At 40.9% G+C, this 17,640-nt stretch carries 12 protein-coding genes; 10 read left to right on the top strand and 2 right to left on the bottom strand.

Features of this window, described 5'->3' with window-relative positions; translation table 11 throughout:
• Positions 1-56: 56 nt before the first annotated feature.
• The 6 genes from MTN96_RS19295 (at position 57) to MTN96_RS19270 (ending at position 7,602) form a co-directional block, all read left to right on the top strand.
• On the top strand, positions 57-704 hold the full coding sequence (locus tag MTN96_RS19295) for a LacI family DNA-binding transcriptional regulator (protein WP_248532543.1): 648 nt from the start codon (positions 57-59) through the stop codon (positions 702-704).
• Positions 671-1,033: a hypothetical protein gene (locus MTN96_RS19290; protein WP_248532542.1), complete on the top strand. Its 363-nt coding sequence runs from the start codon at positions 671-673 to the stop codon at positions 1,031-1,033. Before MTN96_RS19295 ends, MTN96_RS19290 begins: the two co-directional genes overlap by 34 nt.
• Complete coding sequence (locus MTN96_RS19285; RefSeq protein WP_248532541.1) at positions 1,033-2,268, top strand: glycosyltransferase; 1,236 nt, start codon at positions 1,033-1,035, stop codon at positions 2,266-2,268. Before MTN96_RS19290 ends, MTN96_RS19285 begins: the two co-directional genes overlap by 1 nt.
• A gap of 110 nt (positions 2,269-2,378) precedes the next feature.
• Positions 2,379-3,605, top strand: coding sequence for a threonine/serine exporter ThrE family protein (locus tag MTN96_RS19280; RefSeq protein WP_028834183.1), 1,227 nt, complete (start codon positions 2,379-2,381; stop codon positions 3,603-3,605).
• Between the two features lie 128 nt (positions 3,606-3,733).
• Positions 3,734-5,782, top strand: coding sequence for a S9 family peptidase (locus tag MTN96_RS19275; protein WP_248532540.1), 2,049 nt, complete (start codon positions 3,734-3,736; stop codon positions 5,780-5,782).
• Between the two features lie 152 nt (positions 5,783-5,934).
• Positions 5,935-7,602 carry a pseudouridine synthase gene (locus MTN96_RS19270; RefSeq protein ID WP_248532557.1) on the top strand — a complete coding sequence of 556 codons (1,668 nt, stop codon included), beginning with the start codon at positions 5,935-5,937 and terminating at the stop codon, positions 7,600-7,602.
• Between the two features lie 748 nt (positions 7,603-8,350).
• On the opposite strand, the gene MTN96_RS19265 is transcribed toward MTN96_RS19270, so the two are convergent.
• Complete coding sequence (locus tag MTN96_RS19265; RefSeq protein ID WP_064663761.1) at positions 8,351-9,871, bottom strand: aldehyde dehydrogenase family protein; 1,521 nt, start codon at positions 9,869-9,871, stop codon at positions 8,351-8,353.
• Positions 9,872-10,066: 195 nt separating this feature from the next.
• Here MTN96_RS19265 and MTN96_RS19260 point away from each other — a divergent pair, with 195 nt between their 5' ends.
• Complete coding sequence (locus MTN96_RS19260; RefSeq protein ID WP_069439129.1) at positions 10,067-10,960, top strand: AraC family transcriptional regulator; 894 nt, start codon at positions 10,067-10,069, stop codon at positions 10,958-10,960.
• 81 nt (positions 10,961-11,041) lie between these two features.
• Positions 11,042-12,073, top strand: coding sequence for a LacI family DNA-binding transcriptional regulator (locus MTN96_RS19255; RefSeq protein WP_248532539.1), 1,032 nt, complete (start codon positions 11,042-11,044; stop codon positions 12,071-12,073).
• Between the two features lie 72 nt (positions 12,074-12,145).
• On the opposite strand, the gene gtfA is transcribed toward MTN96_RS19255, so the two are convergent.
• Entirely contained in the window at positions 12,146-13,618 is a 1,473-nt protein-coding gene (gene gtfA / locus MTN96_RS19250) for a sucrose phosphorylase (RefSeq protein WP_076921972.1), read from the bottom strand.
• Between the two features lie 175 nt (positions 13,619-13,793).
• Here gtfA and MTN96_RS19245 point away from each other — a divergent pair, with 175 nt between their 5' ends.
• Both MTN96_RS19245 and MTN96_RS19240 read left to right on the top strand, forming a co-directional pair.
• Positions 13,794-15,023 (top strand): sugar MFS transporter, encoded by a 1,230-nt coding sequence (locus MTN96_RS19245; RefSeq protein WP_036983784.1) that lies wholly within the window; start codon positions 13,794-13,796, stop codon positions 15,021-15,023.
• A gap of 166 nt (positions 15,024-15,189) precedes the next feature.
• A complete protein-coding gene (locus MTN96_RS19240; protein WP_036983783.1) occupies positions 15,190-17,583 on the top strand; it encodes a TonB-dependent siderophore receptor in 2,394 nt (797 codons plus the stop codon).
• Positions 17,584-17,640 lie beyond the last annotated feature (57 nt).

Here is a 17,640-nt window from a genome sequence, read left to right as displayed (position 1 = left end):
AGATTAAATACGCTACACTACGCAGCTATTTGTTTACTACTTCGCGCATAAATACCATGCCTAACAAAGCTAAATCGGTCACTATTTTTGATGTTGCCCACCTTGCGGGAGTGTCTAAATCGACCGTATCGCTGGTACTAACGCAAAGTAAAAAGGTTGCTGACAAAAGCAAACAAAAAGTGCTACAAGCTATTGACGAGCTGGGTTATGTGTATAATCGTGATGCAGCGGCTATGCGCTCTGGGCGTTCAAACTTAGTGGCTGTTGTAATTGATGATTTAACAAACCCGTTAATGGCCGAACTGGCTGCCCACTTAGAGCTGCAATTAAATAGCGCGCATTTTCAAACCGTTATTGTGAGTAGTAATAACTCTGTTGAGCGCCAAACTCATACAATAAACAATCTAAAAGAATATAACGTAGCCGCTTTTATAGTATGCCCAGTGGCAAACACCTGCGCCCAATGGCTCGATAAACTAGCGAGCCATTACAATGTTATAACACTTATGCATGAAGTACCTTACAGTGCAGCGCCCTGTGTATTACCCGACTACAGCAAAGTGGGCCATTTAGTCACGTCAGCGCTTTTAACTAATACGCTTAACACACTTATTTTTATAGGTGATAACAGCCAAACGTCAAAAGCGCAGGCTGCAGGTTTTATAAGCGCATGCGAGCAAAAAAAGTTACTGAGTACGATGTAATAACAAATGCTGAAAGTTCAGTATTACAAGCAAAACAGCTTTTTAATGAGGCTTTAGTAAATCAGCCGTATATAAGTGCTGTTTTTTGCGCAAACGATATAGTTGCCCATGGCGTATTAGCAGCGGCTCCGCATTTGTTAAATAGCATAGTTAGCTGCCAGCATGTGCCTGTGCATACAGGCTTAGGTTACACCTTTACTTGCGCCAATATAAACACCCAAGAACTAGCTAAGCGCAGTATTTTAGTGCTGCAAGAGCAACTACAAAACAACACTACGCCAGTAAAAACACTGGTAAATGTAAACCTACAAATTAGAGAAACACCGTAATGAAAAAAGTGCTGGTAATTGGCTACGTATGGCCAGAGCCCAATTCGTCTGCTGCGGGTACGCACATGATGTCGTTATTAACCGCGTTTAAAGCGCAAGATTGGCAAGTAGAATTTGCTACCCCAGCACAGCGCACCGAACACATGGTAAATTTAGATGAGTACGGCATAAGCAGTCAAAGCATTGCCCTTAACTGCGATAGTTTTGATGATTACGTTAAAGCCTACAACCCAGACATAGTAATGTTCGACCGTTTTATGATGGAAGAACAATTTGGCTGGCGCGTAGATAAGCATTGCCCAAATGCAATGAAAATTTTAGACACCGAAGATTTACAATGCCTGCGCAATGCCCGCCATGAAGCCCATAAAGGTGAGCGTGAATTCAACCATAGCGATTTACTATCAGACATAGCAAAACGCGAAATAGCCGCTATTTTGCGCTGCGACCTCAGCTTAATTATCTCAAGCTATGAGATGCAACTACTCAATGAAGTGTTTAAAGTTGAGCCTAGTGTGTTACATCATTTACCATTTATGGTTGATTTAAGCGCCTTACCTGAGCAAACTAAATCGTATGAACAACGCCAACACTTTATGACCATTGGCAACTTCAGGCATGCCCCAAACTGGGATGCGGTACTGTATTTACAAAAAATTTGGCCGCTTATCCGCAAGCAACTACCACAGGCAGAGCTGCACATTTATGGCTCTTACCCGCCACCTAAAGCCACCGCACTCAACAACCCTAAAACCGGTTTTTTAATTAAAGGCTGGGCAGATGATGCTTATGAAGTAATGCAAAGCGCGCGCATTTGTTTAGCCCCGCTTCGTTTTGGTGCTGGCATAAAAGGCAAACTTTTAGAGGCCATGATCATGCAAACCCCAAGCGTCACCACGCCAATAGGTAGCGAAGGTATGCATAACCATTTACCATGGCCTGGTGCTATCACTCAAAATGCAGAAGAATTTGCAAACGCTGCTGTCTCAATTTATACCAATCAAGCTGAGTTTATAGCTGCACAAAAAGCTGGTAATGAGTTACTTCATACACTTTATGATAAAGCGCAGTTGAACGACAATTTAATCGAAAAAATTCAATTAGTAAGCCAAAATTTATCGGCCCATAGAATGAAAAATTTCACCGGTCAAATGCTAAAACATCACACCATGCGCAGCACACAATACATGTCGCAATGGATAGCAGAAAAAAACAAAAAAAACGGTGAGAAATGACTAGACAGACGGCGATTTGTGTTTAAAATCGCCGCAAATAAACTTGGGCAATTTTAGCATTATTGCCTATATTTTTAGCTTAGTTATTTAATAGTTGGTTCAAAACAAATTTGAAAACCGCAACGTTTACAGAAAAACGCAAATTTATCGTTAAATTGGGCAAAATGCTTCATAAGTACGGTACACCGGCATATCGCCTAGAAGCTCATTTAATGGAAGTGGCGACTTACCTCGGTCTCAAATCATCGTTTGTCATGTCGCCAACATCGGTTACCTTTGTTATTTGGACTGATGGTCACGAAGATGAATACACCCATGTTGCCCGTGTAGACCCTGGCGATCATGACTTAGGCTCACTTGCAGATACCGATGATCTCGTTAATAAAATGCTTAATGATGAATTAACGTTGCAAGAAGTTGATCAACAACTTGATATCATTTTTGATGCCCCAAACCCTTACAATAGAGTGATTACAGGTATTGCCTTTGCTACCTCTGGCGGCGCATTTGCAATGCTTATGGGTACCAGTTGGAATGACGTGCTGTGGTCTGGTTTATTAACCTTTGTTGTTTATTTATTTGTGCTGTGGTCGGCACGTTCCAAGCGCGTTGCCCACATGTTAGAACCCTTAGTGGCCATTGTTTCAGCGGTACTGGCGTGTGCCATTAGCGTTCATTTAGATGCGCATATTAATATTCGTTTAATTGTTCTGTCGGCCATTATTGTGTTTATTCCAGGCCTAGCACTGGCACTTGGTTTAGCTGAGCTCGCAGCGCGGCATTTAGTATCTGGCACAGCACGCGTTATGGACTCGTTTATGTTGCTGTTTAAACTTTATTTTGGTGCATTTATTGGTATTGCTATTGGCTTTGCTATTTTTGGCCAAGCTGATTTTGTACAGCCAGAGCCACTGCCTAAATGGACAGCTTGGTTAGCTATATTTTTACTATGTAGCAGCTTAATTGTGATATTTAGAACTAAGTTTAAACATGCTGCTTGGTCTATTGCTTCAGGATTTATAGCCTATGGCACCAGTATTGGCTCCGCCATGTATTTAGATTATACGCTGGGTACCTTTGTTGGCGCATTTTCTGTCGGTGTATTTAGTAACTTATTTAATCGCGTTGCAAATGCCCCAGCTTCTATTGTTGCTATGCAAGGCTTAATTGTACTGGTCCCCGGCAGTAAAACTTATATTGGCTTAAACTCGCTTATTGAAGGCCAAGACTTTGTTTATGCTGAACATATTGGGCAGCAAACGTTTTTAATATTTATGTCACTGGTGGCAGGACTTATTTTTGCAAACGTGGCGCTTCCTCCTAAAAAGAGTCTATAAATGTATGCGCGGTATTGCACAAGAATCACTTCACTTAACGTCCTCTTTTGAGGATTAATCGCATTTTTTAGTATATTGGTTACACATTGTTATAATGAGATAAATCTTATAAAGCAAAGGAAATAACAATGCTAAAAACTAGCTTAGCGCTGGCAATTGGGCTTTCAAGCTCAGTTGCATTTGCGCAATCGGCCATCACTGTTGAAGACATTCCAAAAATTAAATCTGTGATCCAAACCAGTGTTAGCCCAGATGGCGACAACGTTGCGTTTACACGATCGTTACCGCGTACATTATATGTTGATGAGAACGGCAGTAATTACAGTGAACTTTATGTTGTGGATGATAAAGGCGTTGAACGTCCTTTCATTACCGGCTCGGTTAATATTAAAAGCATAGAATGGTCAAACGACAGTAAAACAATTTACTTTTTAGCGAAATTAAAAGACGATAAGTTTACCTCGCTTTACCAAATACCTGTTGATGGCGGCCAAGCACAACCTGTTCTTGCTTTAAAAGACACATCAATTTCAAGCTACAAATTAAGCCCAGACAACAAACAGGTGGCTATTTTAGCGATGCCTGCAGCAGACAAGTCAGAAAAAGAACTTAAAAAACTTGGCTTTAAAGCTGAAGTATATGAAATGGGCTTAAAGAACAAGCAGCTTTTTATTGTTGACTTAGCAAAATCGGATAAGCCACTTACCCCCACCGCACTCAACGTTGATAATTACGTGAGTGATGTTAACTGGGCTGCTAATGGCGAAAAACTACTGGTTAAAACTCAACCTACCGCATTGATTGATGATAAATACACAAAATCTATGTGGCATTTGTTTGAGATTGCTAGCAATAAAGTCACCTTATCGTTTAAAACTGAAGGCAAGCTAGGTGATGCAGAGCTGTCGCATGATGGTAAATACATTGCTATTTTAGGTGCAGAAGATAAGCATGACCCTGCAACAGGCCGCTTATTTATTGCTGACACTAAAACCGCTGAAATCACTGAATGGTTACCTGACTTTATGGGTCATGTTGTTGATTTTGAATGGTCGCATAAGCGTAATACACTTAACTTTATTGCCAATGTAGGCACGCAAAGTTTTGTAGCGAGCATTAAAACGGGCTCTAATAAATACAAAAAATTAGTCAAAGAAGGTAAATTTATTGCCTCACAATTAAGTGTTTCAGATTCAGATAAAACACTCGCACTTCGTGGTAATACCGCAAAACACCCTAACGAAGTGTTTATTGTGCGCAGCAATAAAGCAACACGTTTAACCGATTCAAATAGCTGGTTAAATGATAAACGCTTTGCCAAGCAAGAAACCATTACCCTTAAAGCCCGCGACGGCGTTGAGCTTGATGGTGTGCTTGTTTACCCATTAAATTATGAAAAAGGCACACGCTACCCACTTATTATGTCGGTACACGGTGGCCCTGAAAGCCATGATAAAGACGGCTGGGTCACTAACTACTCACGCCCAGGTCAAATGGGGGCTGCACGTGGCTATGCGGTGTTTTATCCTAACTACCGAGGCTCTACAGGTAAAGGCGTAGATTACTCAAAATTAGGCCAAAACGATTATGCAGGTAAAGAATTTGACGATTTAGTTGACTTTAAAAATCACCTTGTTGATATGGGTTTAGTAGACACTAAACGTGTTGGTATTACTGGGGGATCTTACGGTGGTTATGCATCGGCGTGGGGCGCAACAAAACTAACCAAACACTTTGCTGCAAGCGTTATGTTTGTGGGTGTCACCAACCAACTGTCTAAATTTGGTACTACTGATATTTCTAACGAAATGAACCTAGTTCATGCGCGTTCATACCCATGGGATAAATGGCAGTGGTACTTAGAGCGCAGCCCTATTTACTGGGCAGGCCAATCTGAAACACCTTTGCTTATTATGCATGGTAAAGACGACCCTCGCGTTCACCCTGCACAATCTATGGAGCTTTACCGCTACATGAAAGTGCAAGGTAAAGATGTACGTCTTGTTTACTACCCAGGTGAAGGTCATGGTAACCGTAAAGTGGCAGCGCAATACGACTACAGCTTGCGTTTAATGCGCTGGATGGACAACTATTTAATGGAAGGCAAAAAAGAGATGCCTGCGTTTGAAATTGACCATGCTGCTAAGTTAAAAGAAGTTAAAGACGCAAATAAATAAGCACTTATAAACGCTGTTTAATTTTAAAAGGCCAACATAAAAATGTTGGCCTTTTTTATAGGTCTAAATTGGCGCGCACGCATCCTTAGTGACATAGCACAGCTTATGTTAAACTCTCGGCAATTATTTTGTTAACTGCTAATTTTACTGCCATGTCAAACCCTGCTAACTGCTTTACCGTTTTTGATGAAAACGTCGATTCCCTTACTCTGCCTGAGCAGTTTACATTTCCATTTTATTATAAACCGCACCCTTTGGCCGTTGCCGCTGCACAACAATTACAACAGCAATTAAAAAAGCTAGATAAGGCTATTTTAGATACGAATGATATTGATGCGGGTAAAATGTTTGGTGTGCTAGTCGTTCAAAATCAGGCGCAACAACTGGGGTTTATTAGCGCCTATTCAGGGCAAATAGCGGGCATAGATGAGCAACTGAATTTTGCACCTAATGTGGCACTTAAACACATAGACGATGCTGTATTTAGTCAGCAAAGCCAAATCATTAACGCCATTAATGCGCAAATTACGGCATTAGAAAACAGTGAAGATTATCAAGCCATTGAGCAGCAATTAGCCACAACACGTAAAAATTATGAACAGCAACTTGTAGCCAAACAACAAGCCATGCAAGTGACCCGCAAACAGCGAAAAGAGCAACGCCAAACTGGCCAAGAGCAACTCAATGCCGATGACTTTGAACAACTTAAAACAACCTTAGCTGGGCAAAGTATTGTTGAGAAAAAACAACTGCAGGCATTAAAGCAAGACTGGCAAACGCAAATTAAAGCGCTTGAGCAAACCCAAGCAGCTATGCTGGGTGAAATTAACGGATTAAAAAAGCGCCGCAAAACACTCTCAAAAAACCTACAAAAGAAATTATTTGCTCAATACCAATTTTTAAATGCACACGGTGAAGTGACCGATCTGAATGCCATTTTTGCCAAACTTCCTGAGCACACTCCACCTTCGGGAGCGGGGGATTGCGCCGCCCCTAAATTATTACAATATGCATACAAGCACCATTTAAAACCAGTGGCTATGGCCGAATTTTGGTGGGGTGCACCACCTAAATCAGCAATTAGGCATCACTTACATTATTACCCATCGTGTTATAGCAAATGCCAACCCATTTTAGGTCATATGCTAAAAGGCTTAAATGTTGAAGAAAACCCATTACTAACAAATCCAGCAAAAGGGAAAGACTTAACTATTGTTTATCAAGACGATGATTTACTGGTAATAAACAAACCCGCTGAATTTTTATCGGTGCCAGGGATTAATATTGATGACTCAGTGTACATGCGTATTAAAACTCAGTTCCCCGCGGCTTCTGGCCCACTTATTGTGCATCGATTAGATATGTCGACCTCAGGGCTGTTAATTATTGCGCTTAATAAGCGCGCGCATAAAGCGCTGCAAAAACAGTTTATTGAACGCACAATTGAAAAGCGTTACGTTGCTTTAGTGGCGGGCAATATCACTGAGAATAGCGGAGTGATTGATTTACCCCTTGTGCTCGACTTTGATGATAAACCACGCCAAATGGTGTGTTATAAAACCGGTAAACCGTCGTTAACAACATGGCATGTACTGGAGCGCAAAAACAACACCACCCGACTGCAGCTATACCCTAAAACAGGGCGAACACATCAGTTACGGGTGCATTGCGCTCATCAATTAGGTTTAAATACCCCGATAGTTGGCGATACTCATTATGGTGAAGAGGCAGAGCGCTTGCATTTACATGCCGAGTATTTAGCCTTCACCCACCCTATTTCTCATCAACGTTTAGAATTTGAAGTAGCCGCTGATTTTTAAATCAGCGATACTAAAACTCCTCTCAGTTTTAAAAAGCCTTGCCATTTTTTTATATTGCAAAGTCGGTAACCTTTACCGTTGCAATATAGAAAAATTTACCTGCACTATGCAAAGCTTCTAATTAAAAATAATAAATAGTCATATATTTCAATACATTAAAAGCTGGCATTAGCTTTGCTTTTATAAAAACAAGTATTTATTACAGTCCACTTTATTTGATTAAAAGCGCCAATAAGTGCTTTTAATAACACACAGTAATTGGGTAACTAACCATTTACTGCGTACAACAGAACTTCCTACACTCCCTGTGTACTTTATTGGTTATAGGCTAACGCTTATAACCATTTTTTTTGCCTTTATTATTTGATTACTTGTTTGTACCTCTAAAAGCGCAGCGTCTCTTTACCCTCTTTGTGCATAATTCACTAAATTTTTTTGAACTGAGAGAAGTGAATGAGAAGTAAATGAGCGGGCTTCGAGTGACGAGCAGCGAGCTTGTGAAAACAACATGACACCTAGTCATAACAGCCCTTAACTATAACCTTTAACCTATTCTTTCAGCGCGCGCTTCTTTGCGCTCTTTATGCATAATTCACTAAGATTTTTTGCCTCACGAATAAGCCATTTCTTTATTGTTATAATTAGCCACTAATTTAATGCAATGGGTATTGGGTTTTAAAAACAAAGCGCTACAAAAATGTAGCGCTTTCATTACTTATAGGTTGTTTGTTTAAACTAAAACGCGTTATTAAAAAAAGCCAAGCGGATCTTCGCTGTAACTTACTAGCAAGTTTTTAGTTTGTTGGTAGTGATCAAGCGCGAGTTTGTGAGTTTCGCGGCCTATACCAGACTTTTTATAACCGCCAAACGCTGCATGTGCTGGGTACATATGGTAACAATTAGTCCATACGCGGCCTGCTTCTATTTTGCGACCAAAGTGATAAGCACGATTCATATTACGGCTCCATACCCCTGCGCCTAAACCAAATTCTGAGCTGTTAGCCAGTTCAAGTGCTTCGGCTTCGTCTTTAAAGGTCGACATTGAAATAACGGGGCCAAAAATTTCTTCTTGGAACACGCGCATATCATTACGCCCTTTTAATAGTGTAGGTTGAATATAATACCCGCCGTTTAGCTCGTCGCTTAATTGCTCAACATGGCCGCCAGTTAATACTTCAGCACCTTCTTCTTTACCAATTTCAATGTAGCTTAAAATTTTATCAAACTGGGCTTTAGAGGCTTGTGCGCCTACCATGGTTTCGCTATCAAGCGGGTTGCCACGTTTAATTTGTTTAGTACGTTTTAAAATACGTTCTATAAATTGCTCATAAATATCTTCTTGAATGAACAAGCGTGATGGACAAGTACATACTTCACCTTGGTTAAAGTAGGCAAGAATGGCACCTTCAATTGCTTTATCTAGGTATGAGTCGTCTTTTTCCATAACATCGCTAAAGAAGATATTAGGTGATTTCCCCCCAAGCTCTACCGTTGAAGGAATAATATTTTCAGCTGCACATTTTAAAATATGTGAGCCCACAGGAGTTGAGCCTGTAAAAGCAATTTTAGCAATGCGCGTACTGGTTGCCAGTGCTTCACCTGCTTCTTTACCAAAGCCGTTTACCACATTTAAAACACCTCCTGGCAGTAAATCGCCAATAATTTCCATTAACACCAAGATTGAGGCAGGTGTTTGCTCGGCGGGTTTTAATATTACACAGTTACCCGCTGCAAGTGCAGGCGCTAATTTCCATGCGGCCATTAATAATGGAAAGTTCCACGGAATAATTTGTCCTACAACGCCTAGTGGCTCATGAAAATGATACGCCACCGTGGTTTCGTCTATTTCGCCAATGCTGCCCTCTTGAGCACGCAGGCAGCCTGCAAAGTAACGAAAGTGATCGGCGGCTAGTGGAATATCAGCGGCAAGGGTTTCGCGAATCGCTTTGCCGTTATCCCATGTTTCGGCCACAGCAAGTAACTCTAAGTTTTGTTCAATTCGGTCGGCAATTTTTAATAGTATATTGCTGCGCTCGGCGACTGAGGTGGTGCCCCACTGCGTTTTTACTGCATGGGCTTTGTCGAGTGCAAGGTTTATGTCGTCTTTATCTGAGCGCGGTACTTTACAAAATACCTTGCCATTTACTGGGCTTATATTATCAAAGTACTGGCCGTTGACTGGGGCAACCCACTCGCCGCCAATGTAATTACCATACTGCTGTTTAAATGTGACGAGTGCGTCTGCTGAACCTGGGTTTGCGTAAATCATATGTGTGTTCTCTTGTTGTTGTTAGCTAAAAGTCTAAGCCGAAATTTGTTAGAGTAATGTAGCAACTTGCTTTATATTTAATCGGTATTGATTGACATTAGACCAATAAGCGCTTAAAAACTTGCTTAGCTGTCCAAAAAAGTTGTCTGTGAGTCCACATTAAAAACGCTCTATAACGATTAAAAAAGGCTGAACATGCACACATCTCAGTTAAATAAAAAACGCCAACAACTTGATGTACTGATTGAAAACAAAGTAACCTTTGCTGCCGATAACTCTGAGCTAAGTATTTACGATACCTATAAAAGTGCGCAAAAAGTGGCGTTGCACTCAAACGAATTACTGTTTTGTGCCATGCTCAGTGGTAAAAAAATAATGCATGTTGAGAGCAGTCAATACCACAAAGCGTTTTTACCACATGAATCGTTTGTATTAGCACCTGAGCAAGGCGTACTAATTGATTTTCCGCATGCATCCTTAAACGCACCCACCACCTGTTTAGCCATTGAAATAAGCACCGATAAAATAACCAATGTGGCTAATGCGCTTAATATGCAGCAAAGTTTTGCAAACGATGCCTTGTTTGAATACAACCCTAATTTAGTGCATACCCAACATAATACTCAAACGCAGCAATTATTAGAGCGCATGGTGCATTTATTTAGTGAGCAAGGCGCCGAGCGACACTACTTAATTGATTTATCGTTAAACGAATTGATCACCCGTTTATTACAACAACAGAGCCGTGATTTATTGCTGGCAAACTGCGATAAGCTGCGCCTAAAAAGTAACGTGAGTGATGCACTGCATTATATTGAGGAGCATTTAAGCGAAAACCTCGACATAAACACCCTTTGCAAAATAACCTGTATGAGTCGTAGTAAGTTTTACCAGCAATTTAAACTTGCTTTTGGTACTAGCCCTGCACTTTGGCAGCAACAACTTAGGCTTAAAAAAGCCCGCACGCTTTTATTAGAAGGCCACGCTATAAGCAAGGTGTGCTACGATCTGGGTTTTAATAGCGCCAGTCATTTTAGTCGTTTATTTAAGCAAACTTTTGGTATTGCACCAAAAGCGTGTCGCCACTAACCTAACACAACAGTTTTTGTTATATTAAACAGCCTAATATGCTAGATTGTTTGCAATGTTGTAAGTAGTAATGAGTCACCGATGAGTAAACCCACCCGCTGGACATTAAAGAGTATTGCCAAAGAATTAGGTGTGTCTAATGCTACGGTATCAAATGCATTTAATCGCCCGGATCAACTCTCTACTAAACGCCGCGAAGCCATACTTAAAGCGTGCAAAGAGCTGGGCTATTATGGCCCTAATAAAGCGGCGCAATCTTTGCGAAGTGGCACGTTTAATATTGTTGCATTAGTCCTTCCTGATAGCGTGGAATACATGGTATCAGACCCTGTTGCGAGCAGTTTTATGCGGGGAGTAACCTCGGTACTTGAAAAAAATAATATTAATGTTTTATTGTTTTCAGGCAACAGTGACAACCTCAACAGCGTTGTTGATTTTGTCGATGGTTTTATTTGTTATGGTCGCCCGCGCAATAAAGCACTAGTAGAGCAACTAAAAACAGTCTCTAAACATGTGGTGACGGTTGATTTTGACATTGCCCGTAACGCCTCAATTAATGTTAATAACGAGCAAGCCAGTTATGAAATAGCCAAACATGTTTTGCATAATCAAGATGATAAAGTGGCTATATTAGGTTTAAGATTACTTGATGAAAATGTATTGTGCCGGGTATACGAACATCACGAATTTGAAACTGGCCAATCTATTTCGCATCAACGTTTGCGTGGCTATCAACGCGCCTTAAGTGAGGCTAATATAACGGTTGCCGACGACCGCATTTGGAATATTCCTGAAAGCAGTGAGCGCTTTGCAAATATTGCCGCAAAAGAGGTATTAACAGCCTCCCCTCGCCCTAACGTGATTATATGCATGAGCGATTTAATTGCCCTTGCCACCATGCGAGAAGCCATAAAACAAGGGATAAAAATAGGCAGTGAGCTGCGTATTGTGGGGTTTGATGGCATAGAAGAAGCCGCTCGTTTTGTACCTCGCCTCACCACAATTCATCAAAATAGCCAAGAAAAGGGCGTTATGGCTGCTAACTTATTTATTTCTAAAGAAGAAAAACAATATGAAGTAGGTTACGCACTCGATATTGGTGCAAGTAGCTAAGCACTGTGAATAAAGCAAATAAAAAAGCCAAGCAGAAACTGCTTGGCTTTTGGTTTTCAACAAATAAAGCTATTAAGCCAATAAACTTTGTAAGTTTAGAGTGCTTTCTTGAGTGCCATTAAGCTGCGTAATAAGTGCAGTACGGCTTGCAAAGTCAATCCTCAAAGAAATTGATTGTTGTTCAAGCTTCCACATTAAACAGCAAACACTGGCGCCGCCTTGAGCCGAAAATTCACCTGCAAATGCGGGATGTTCATTACGCATTTTAATTAGCTCTATGAGCCCTTTTACTACCGGTTTATTAAGGGCTTGCTCTATTTTAGCCGCGTTCAAATATGGGCGATTTATATCACGGCCAACATTGGTTTTTGCTAACAGTTCCATATCGTTTTCACAGGCAAATAAGCCGCCGTAATAAACTTGCGGTACACCTGGCGCAAAAAATTGAATTGCGCGCGACAGCAAATAGTCAAAATCATTAGCGCCTAATGCATTGTAATAAGTACAGTTTACTTGATATAAGTCGACATTACTGGCAGCCGCGCCTGTTGCTTGGCGGCTTTGATTGTTACTATTTGCATGCATGGTTTCTACTAGGTTATCAATTTGCTCTGCATTTAATAAGCCTGGTTTTTCGCCCATTGGGCCTGCATCAATTATGCCTATGCCATCATGGGTGTCTAGTACCGTTAAACAATTACGCGGCGATATTTTTAGCCATTTGAGTAATGCATCCGCATTGTTATTAAACAAGCTATGTAGAATAAGTGGTGGCAACGCAAAGTCATAAACCATATTAACGCGCTTAGCTACATCTACTTGTGTTTGATAATGGCTATGAATTTCTGCAATGGTTTCCATGCCTAAATCGTTGGCTTGCTTTGATAAGTTATCTAAGTAGCCAAACGTTTCATCTAGCATAAAACAATTAGTACCCGCCTGCTTAATGGCATAACCCGCTGCATCTAAACGAATAATATTAACGTTGTTAGCAGAGAACTTAGTAAGTACATTATTTAAATACGCAATTCCTGCCTCTACTTTTACGTTTATATCAATTTGATTATCGGTAAAAGTGGTCCAAAAATCATACGTTTGACCATCACCGCATTTCATTGGCGTAAAACAACTGCCTGGGCGTGGACGGTAAATAGCTTGCTGCTCAGCCTCGCTCATGCCATTGGGGAACACGTCCTCTTTGGTTAAAAATAAATCCCAAAATTCTGACGCTTTACCTTTAGCCAGTACATCTTGAAACTGAAAAGATTGCGCCGACACATGGTTCACTATGAGATCAGCCATTAAATCATGGTCTTTACCGAGTGCCTTTATGTCGTCCCAAGTACCGATTCGAGAATCAACTTCACTATGATCAATCGGGTCAAAGCCTGCATCGCTGCCATCAATTGGGTTATAAAATGGCAATAAGTGCACACCACCAAAAACGCCCTCTAATGGGCCATGTAAAAGAGTGGTAAGTGCATTTATATCTTGGCCAGTAATTCGATCAGCGTATGTGATCAATTGAACTTTATTCTTCATCATTGTGTGATTACCATGTTGAAACTTAATCGATTAAGATATATCTTTAACTAGCACGTACGAATTTACAAGTTATTTTTATAAATTTTACATACAAATATCGTGGCGACATTAATACTATAATCAGTAACTGACTGACTTACTGGGTGTTAAGAACGCATTTAACGAGGAAAAGCACATGACAAAATCACACACACACGTAAGCAGCGATCCGTTGCAACAAATTCGCTGGCTCACATATATGATGTTTTTTATGTTTGCCATGACCTCCGATGCCGTAGGCATGATCATTCCCGAGCTCATAACTGAATTTGGTTTAAGCATGACCCAAGCCAGCGCATTTCACTATGCGCCTATGGCACTCATTGCCTTTAGCGGATTATTTTTAGGCTTTTTAGCCGATAGCCTCGGGCGTAAAAAAACGATTATGCTTGGGTTATTACTATTTTCTGCGAGTTGCTTTTTATTCGCCATTAGTAGCAGCTTTATATTTTTTATTTTTTTGCTTTGCTGTATTGGCTTAGCTATTGGCTTATTTAAAACCGGCGCTTTAGCGTTATTAGGTGATATTTCTCATAGCAACGCAGAGCACACTAAAACCATGAACAAAGTAGAAGGCTTTTTTGGTATTGGTGCCATTGTTGGGCCTGCACTTGTTGGTGTATTACTGGTACAAAATGTAAGTTGGACTTATTTATATATTATTGCCGGTATTATGTGCTTAATTTTAGCGTTTTTAGCGTGGCGTGCAGAGTATCCGAGCGTTGTTAAAAGCACTGAAAAGCCCGCTTCACTTGCTACCACCATGAAAATGATAAAAAACCCCTACGCGCTTGGCTTTTCGCTCGCCATTGCGCTTTATGTTGCAACCGAGGTTGCCATTTATGTATGGATGCCGACGCTGTTAAAAGACTACACGGGCTCTTGGCCCCTTTTGGCAACCTATGCACTCACCATATTTTTTATACTGCGTGCCGCAGGTCGTTTTATTGCGGTGTGGTTATTAAACCGCTATAGCTGGCAAGGTGTTATGGCTTACTTAAGTTTAGGTATCGCATTATGTTATGTGGGTACTTTAGTCGGTGGCGTTGATTGGGCTGTTGGTTTATTGCCGCTTTCAGGGTTATTTATGTCGATGGTTTACCCGACCTTAAACTCCAAAGGAATATCGTGCTTCCCGGTACAACAACATGGCGCAGTTGCTGGGGTTATATTATTTTTCACTGCACTTTCAGCCGCATTAGCACCTTTATTTATGGGTATGATCAGCGATTACTTTGGTCATGTACGTTATGGTTTTTATCTTGCAACCGGCTTTGCCATTATTTTATTTTTAGCGATGCTTTTTAACTATTTCCGTGACCCATCAGCCAGCGCTTTACAAGAGAGCAACCTAATAACTGAGTAAATCAAAAAATTGGGTGCTAAAAAAACACTATATAAATCAATAGATGAGTAAAAAAACAGCAAATAAAGAATAAAATAATTTGCTTATTGTAAAAGATTTGTTATTTTTACTTAATCGATTAAGTAAAAATAACAACCCCTTCGGGCTCACAAAACGAGGCGTTCACATGACAACACACAACACACCTTTATATTTAATGAGTGCTTTAGCGCTGGCTGTAAGCCAAGGCGTTTATGCACAACAAGAAGAGCAAAACACACAAGCGCAAGCTAACAAAGGTCTTGAGACTATCGTTGTAACCGGTGTACCACGTCGTACAACCATTATGGCATCAAGCTCATCAGTGAGCAGCCTATCGCTTGCTCAAGTTGAAGTATCTACACCCCGTTCAACTGCTGAAGCGTTTAGAATTATTCCGGGCGTACGCTCAGAATCAACCGGCGGTGAAGGTAACGCAAACATTGCTGTACGCGGCTTACCTGTGGCCTCTGGTGGTGCTAAGTTTTTACAATTACAAGAAGACGGTTTACCCGTTATGCAATACGGTGATATTGCTTTTGGTAACGCTGATATATTTATGCGCCTAGATAATACCGTACAAACTATCGAATCAATTCGTGGTGGTTCGGCCTCGACTGCAGCAAGTAATGCACCGGGCGGCATAATTAACTTTATTTCTAAAAATGGTGAAAACGAATCAGGCAGTATTTCTACAACACTGGGCCTTGATTACGACACTATTCGTACAGACTTTGAATACGGCACTTACCTTAGTGATAGCGTACGTTTTCATGTAGGTGGTTTTGTGCGCCAAGGTGAAGGCCCGCGTGAAACGGGTTACACATCAAATAAAGGTGGGCAAATTAAAGCCAACCTTACAAAAGACTTTGAAAACGGTTACGTGCGTCTTTATTACAAACATTTAGATGACAAAAGCGTGGGTTACTTACCAATGCCAATGTATGCAAATGGTGACTCAATCCCAGGGTTTGACGCACAATCGGATACCCCGCATTCGGCATTATTTACTAAAACAGTACGTTTAAATGGCGAAAATCAAATTAGTAGCGGCGATATTCGCGATGGTATGAACCCGCAAGTTGACTCAGTGGGTTTTGAAGCCGTGTTTGACTTAGATAACGATTGGCGTATTGAAAACCGTTTTCGTAAATCCTCTGTGAGCGGTAACTTTAATTCACTTATTCCTGCTGAAGTAGGCAGCGCGACTGCTATTGCACAAAGTATTGGCGGCGCAGGTGCAACGCTTAGTAATGCAAATACCGGGGCTGCATTTAATGACGATTTAGCCATGCGTATTCATACGTTTGACGTCACAATGAACGACTTTGACTCTATTGTGAACGACTTCAAACTAACTAAATCACTAAACGATGATACAAGCGTTACGTTTGGTTACTATGCTTCAACGCAAAATATTGCTATGTCATGGTTATGGAACTCTTACCTAATGGAGCTTAAAGGCGATAATGCGGCGCTACTAAATGTAACAGCTGCTGATGGTACAGAGTTTTCTGAAAATGGTTTATATGCATACGGAACGCCTTTTTGGGGTAACTGTTGTCAGCGTGATTACGATACAGAATACGATACCCGCGCCCCGTACGTTTCATTTTCAACAAAAGTGGGGGATGTAAGTATTGACGCCAGTGCTCGTTACGATAGTGGTGAAGCACGCGGCAACTATGCAGGTGCCGTTACCTCAACGGTCGATATGAATCGCGATGGAGTGATTTCAGTTCCTGAACAAAATGTAGCAGGCATTGATACCGCAAATGCTAGCCCAGTAAATTACGATTGGGATTATGCATCCTATTCAATTGGGGCTAACTACCAAATAGACTCAAGCCTTGCGACATTTGCACGATTGAGTAAAGGTGGCCGTGCAAATGCTGACCGACTTTTATTTGGTAAAGTACGCGCTGATGGTTCGGTTGCTGATGAAGATGCCGTTGATGAAGTAAACCAGTATGAATTTGGGGTTAAAAAACGTTTTGATTCACTCTCAGTTTTTGCAACAGCGTTTTATGCAGAAACAGAAGAGCAAAACTTTGAAGCAACATCGCAAACCTTTTTTGACCGTGAGTACGAAGCAAAAGGGATTGAAATTGAATCAACTTACTTCATCGATGCATGGGATTTTCGTGGTAACTTAACATGGACTGATGCAGAAATTGCTAAGGATGCACTTACCCCTGAAGTGGTAGGTAATACGCCACGCCGCCAAGCTGATTTAATCTACTCTTTAATGGCTCGTTATAGCTTTGATAAAGGTGCTGCCGGTGTCAACTTTATTGGTACTACTGATGCTTACGCTCAAGACAATAACGACCTTAAATTTGACGGTTACACTCAAGTAAATGGCTTTGTAAGTTACGATTTATCTGAAAACCTTAATATCGCACTCAATGTAAATAACTTATTCGATACGGTAGGTATTACAGAAGCTGAAGAAGGCTCAATTCCAGATAATAACATTATTCGCGCCCGTACTATTAATGGCCGCACAACATCAATAACGCTTAAATACGCGTTTAACTAACCATCTTTAGTGTAACAAACGCTGAAGCTATGTTTTTCAGCGATTGTTACACTAACT

Source organism: Pseudoalteromonas sp. 2CM28B, assembly GCF_023161935.1.
Note: the sequence above shows the minus strand (reverse complement) of the source record. Positions and strands in the feature narration are given on the sequence as shown.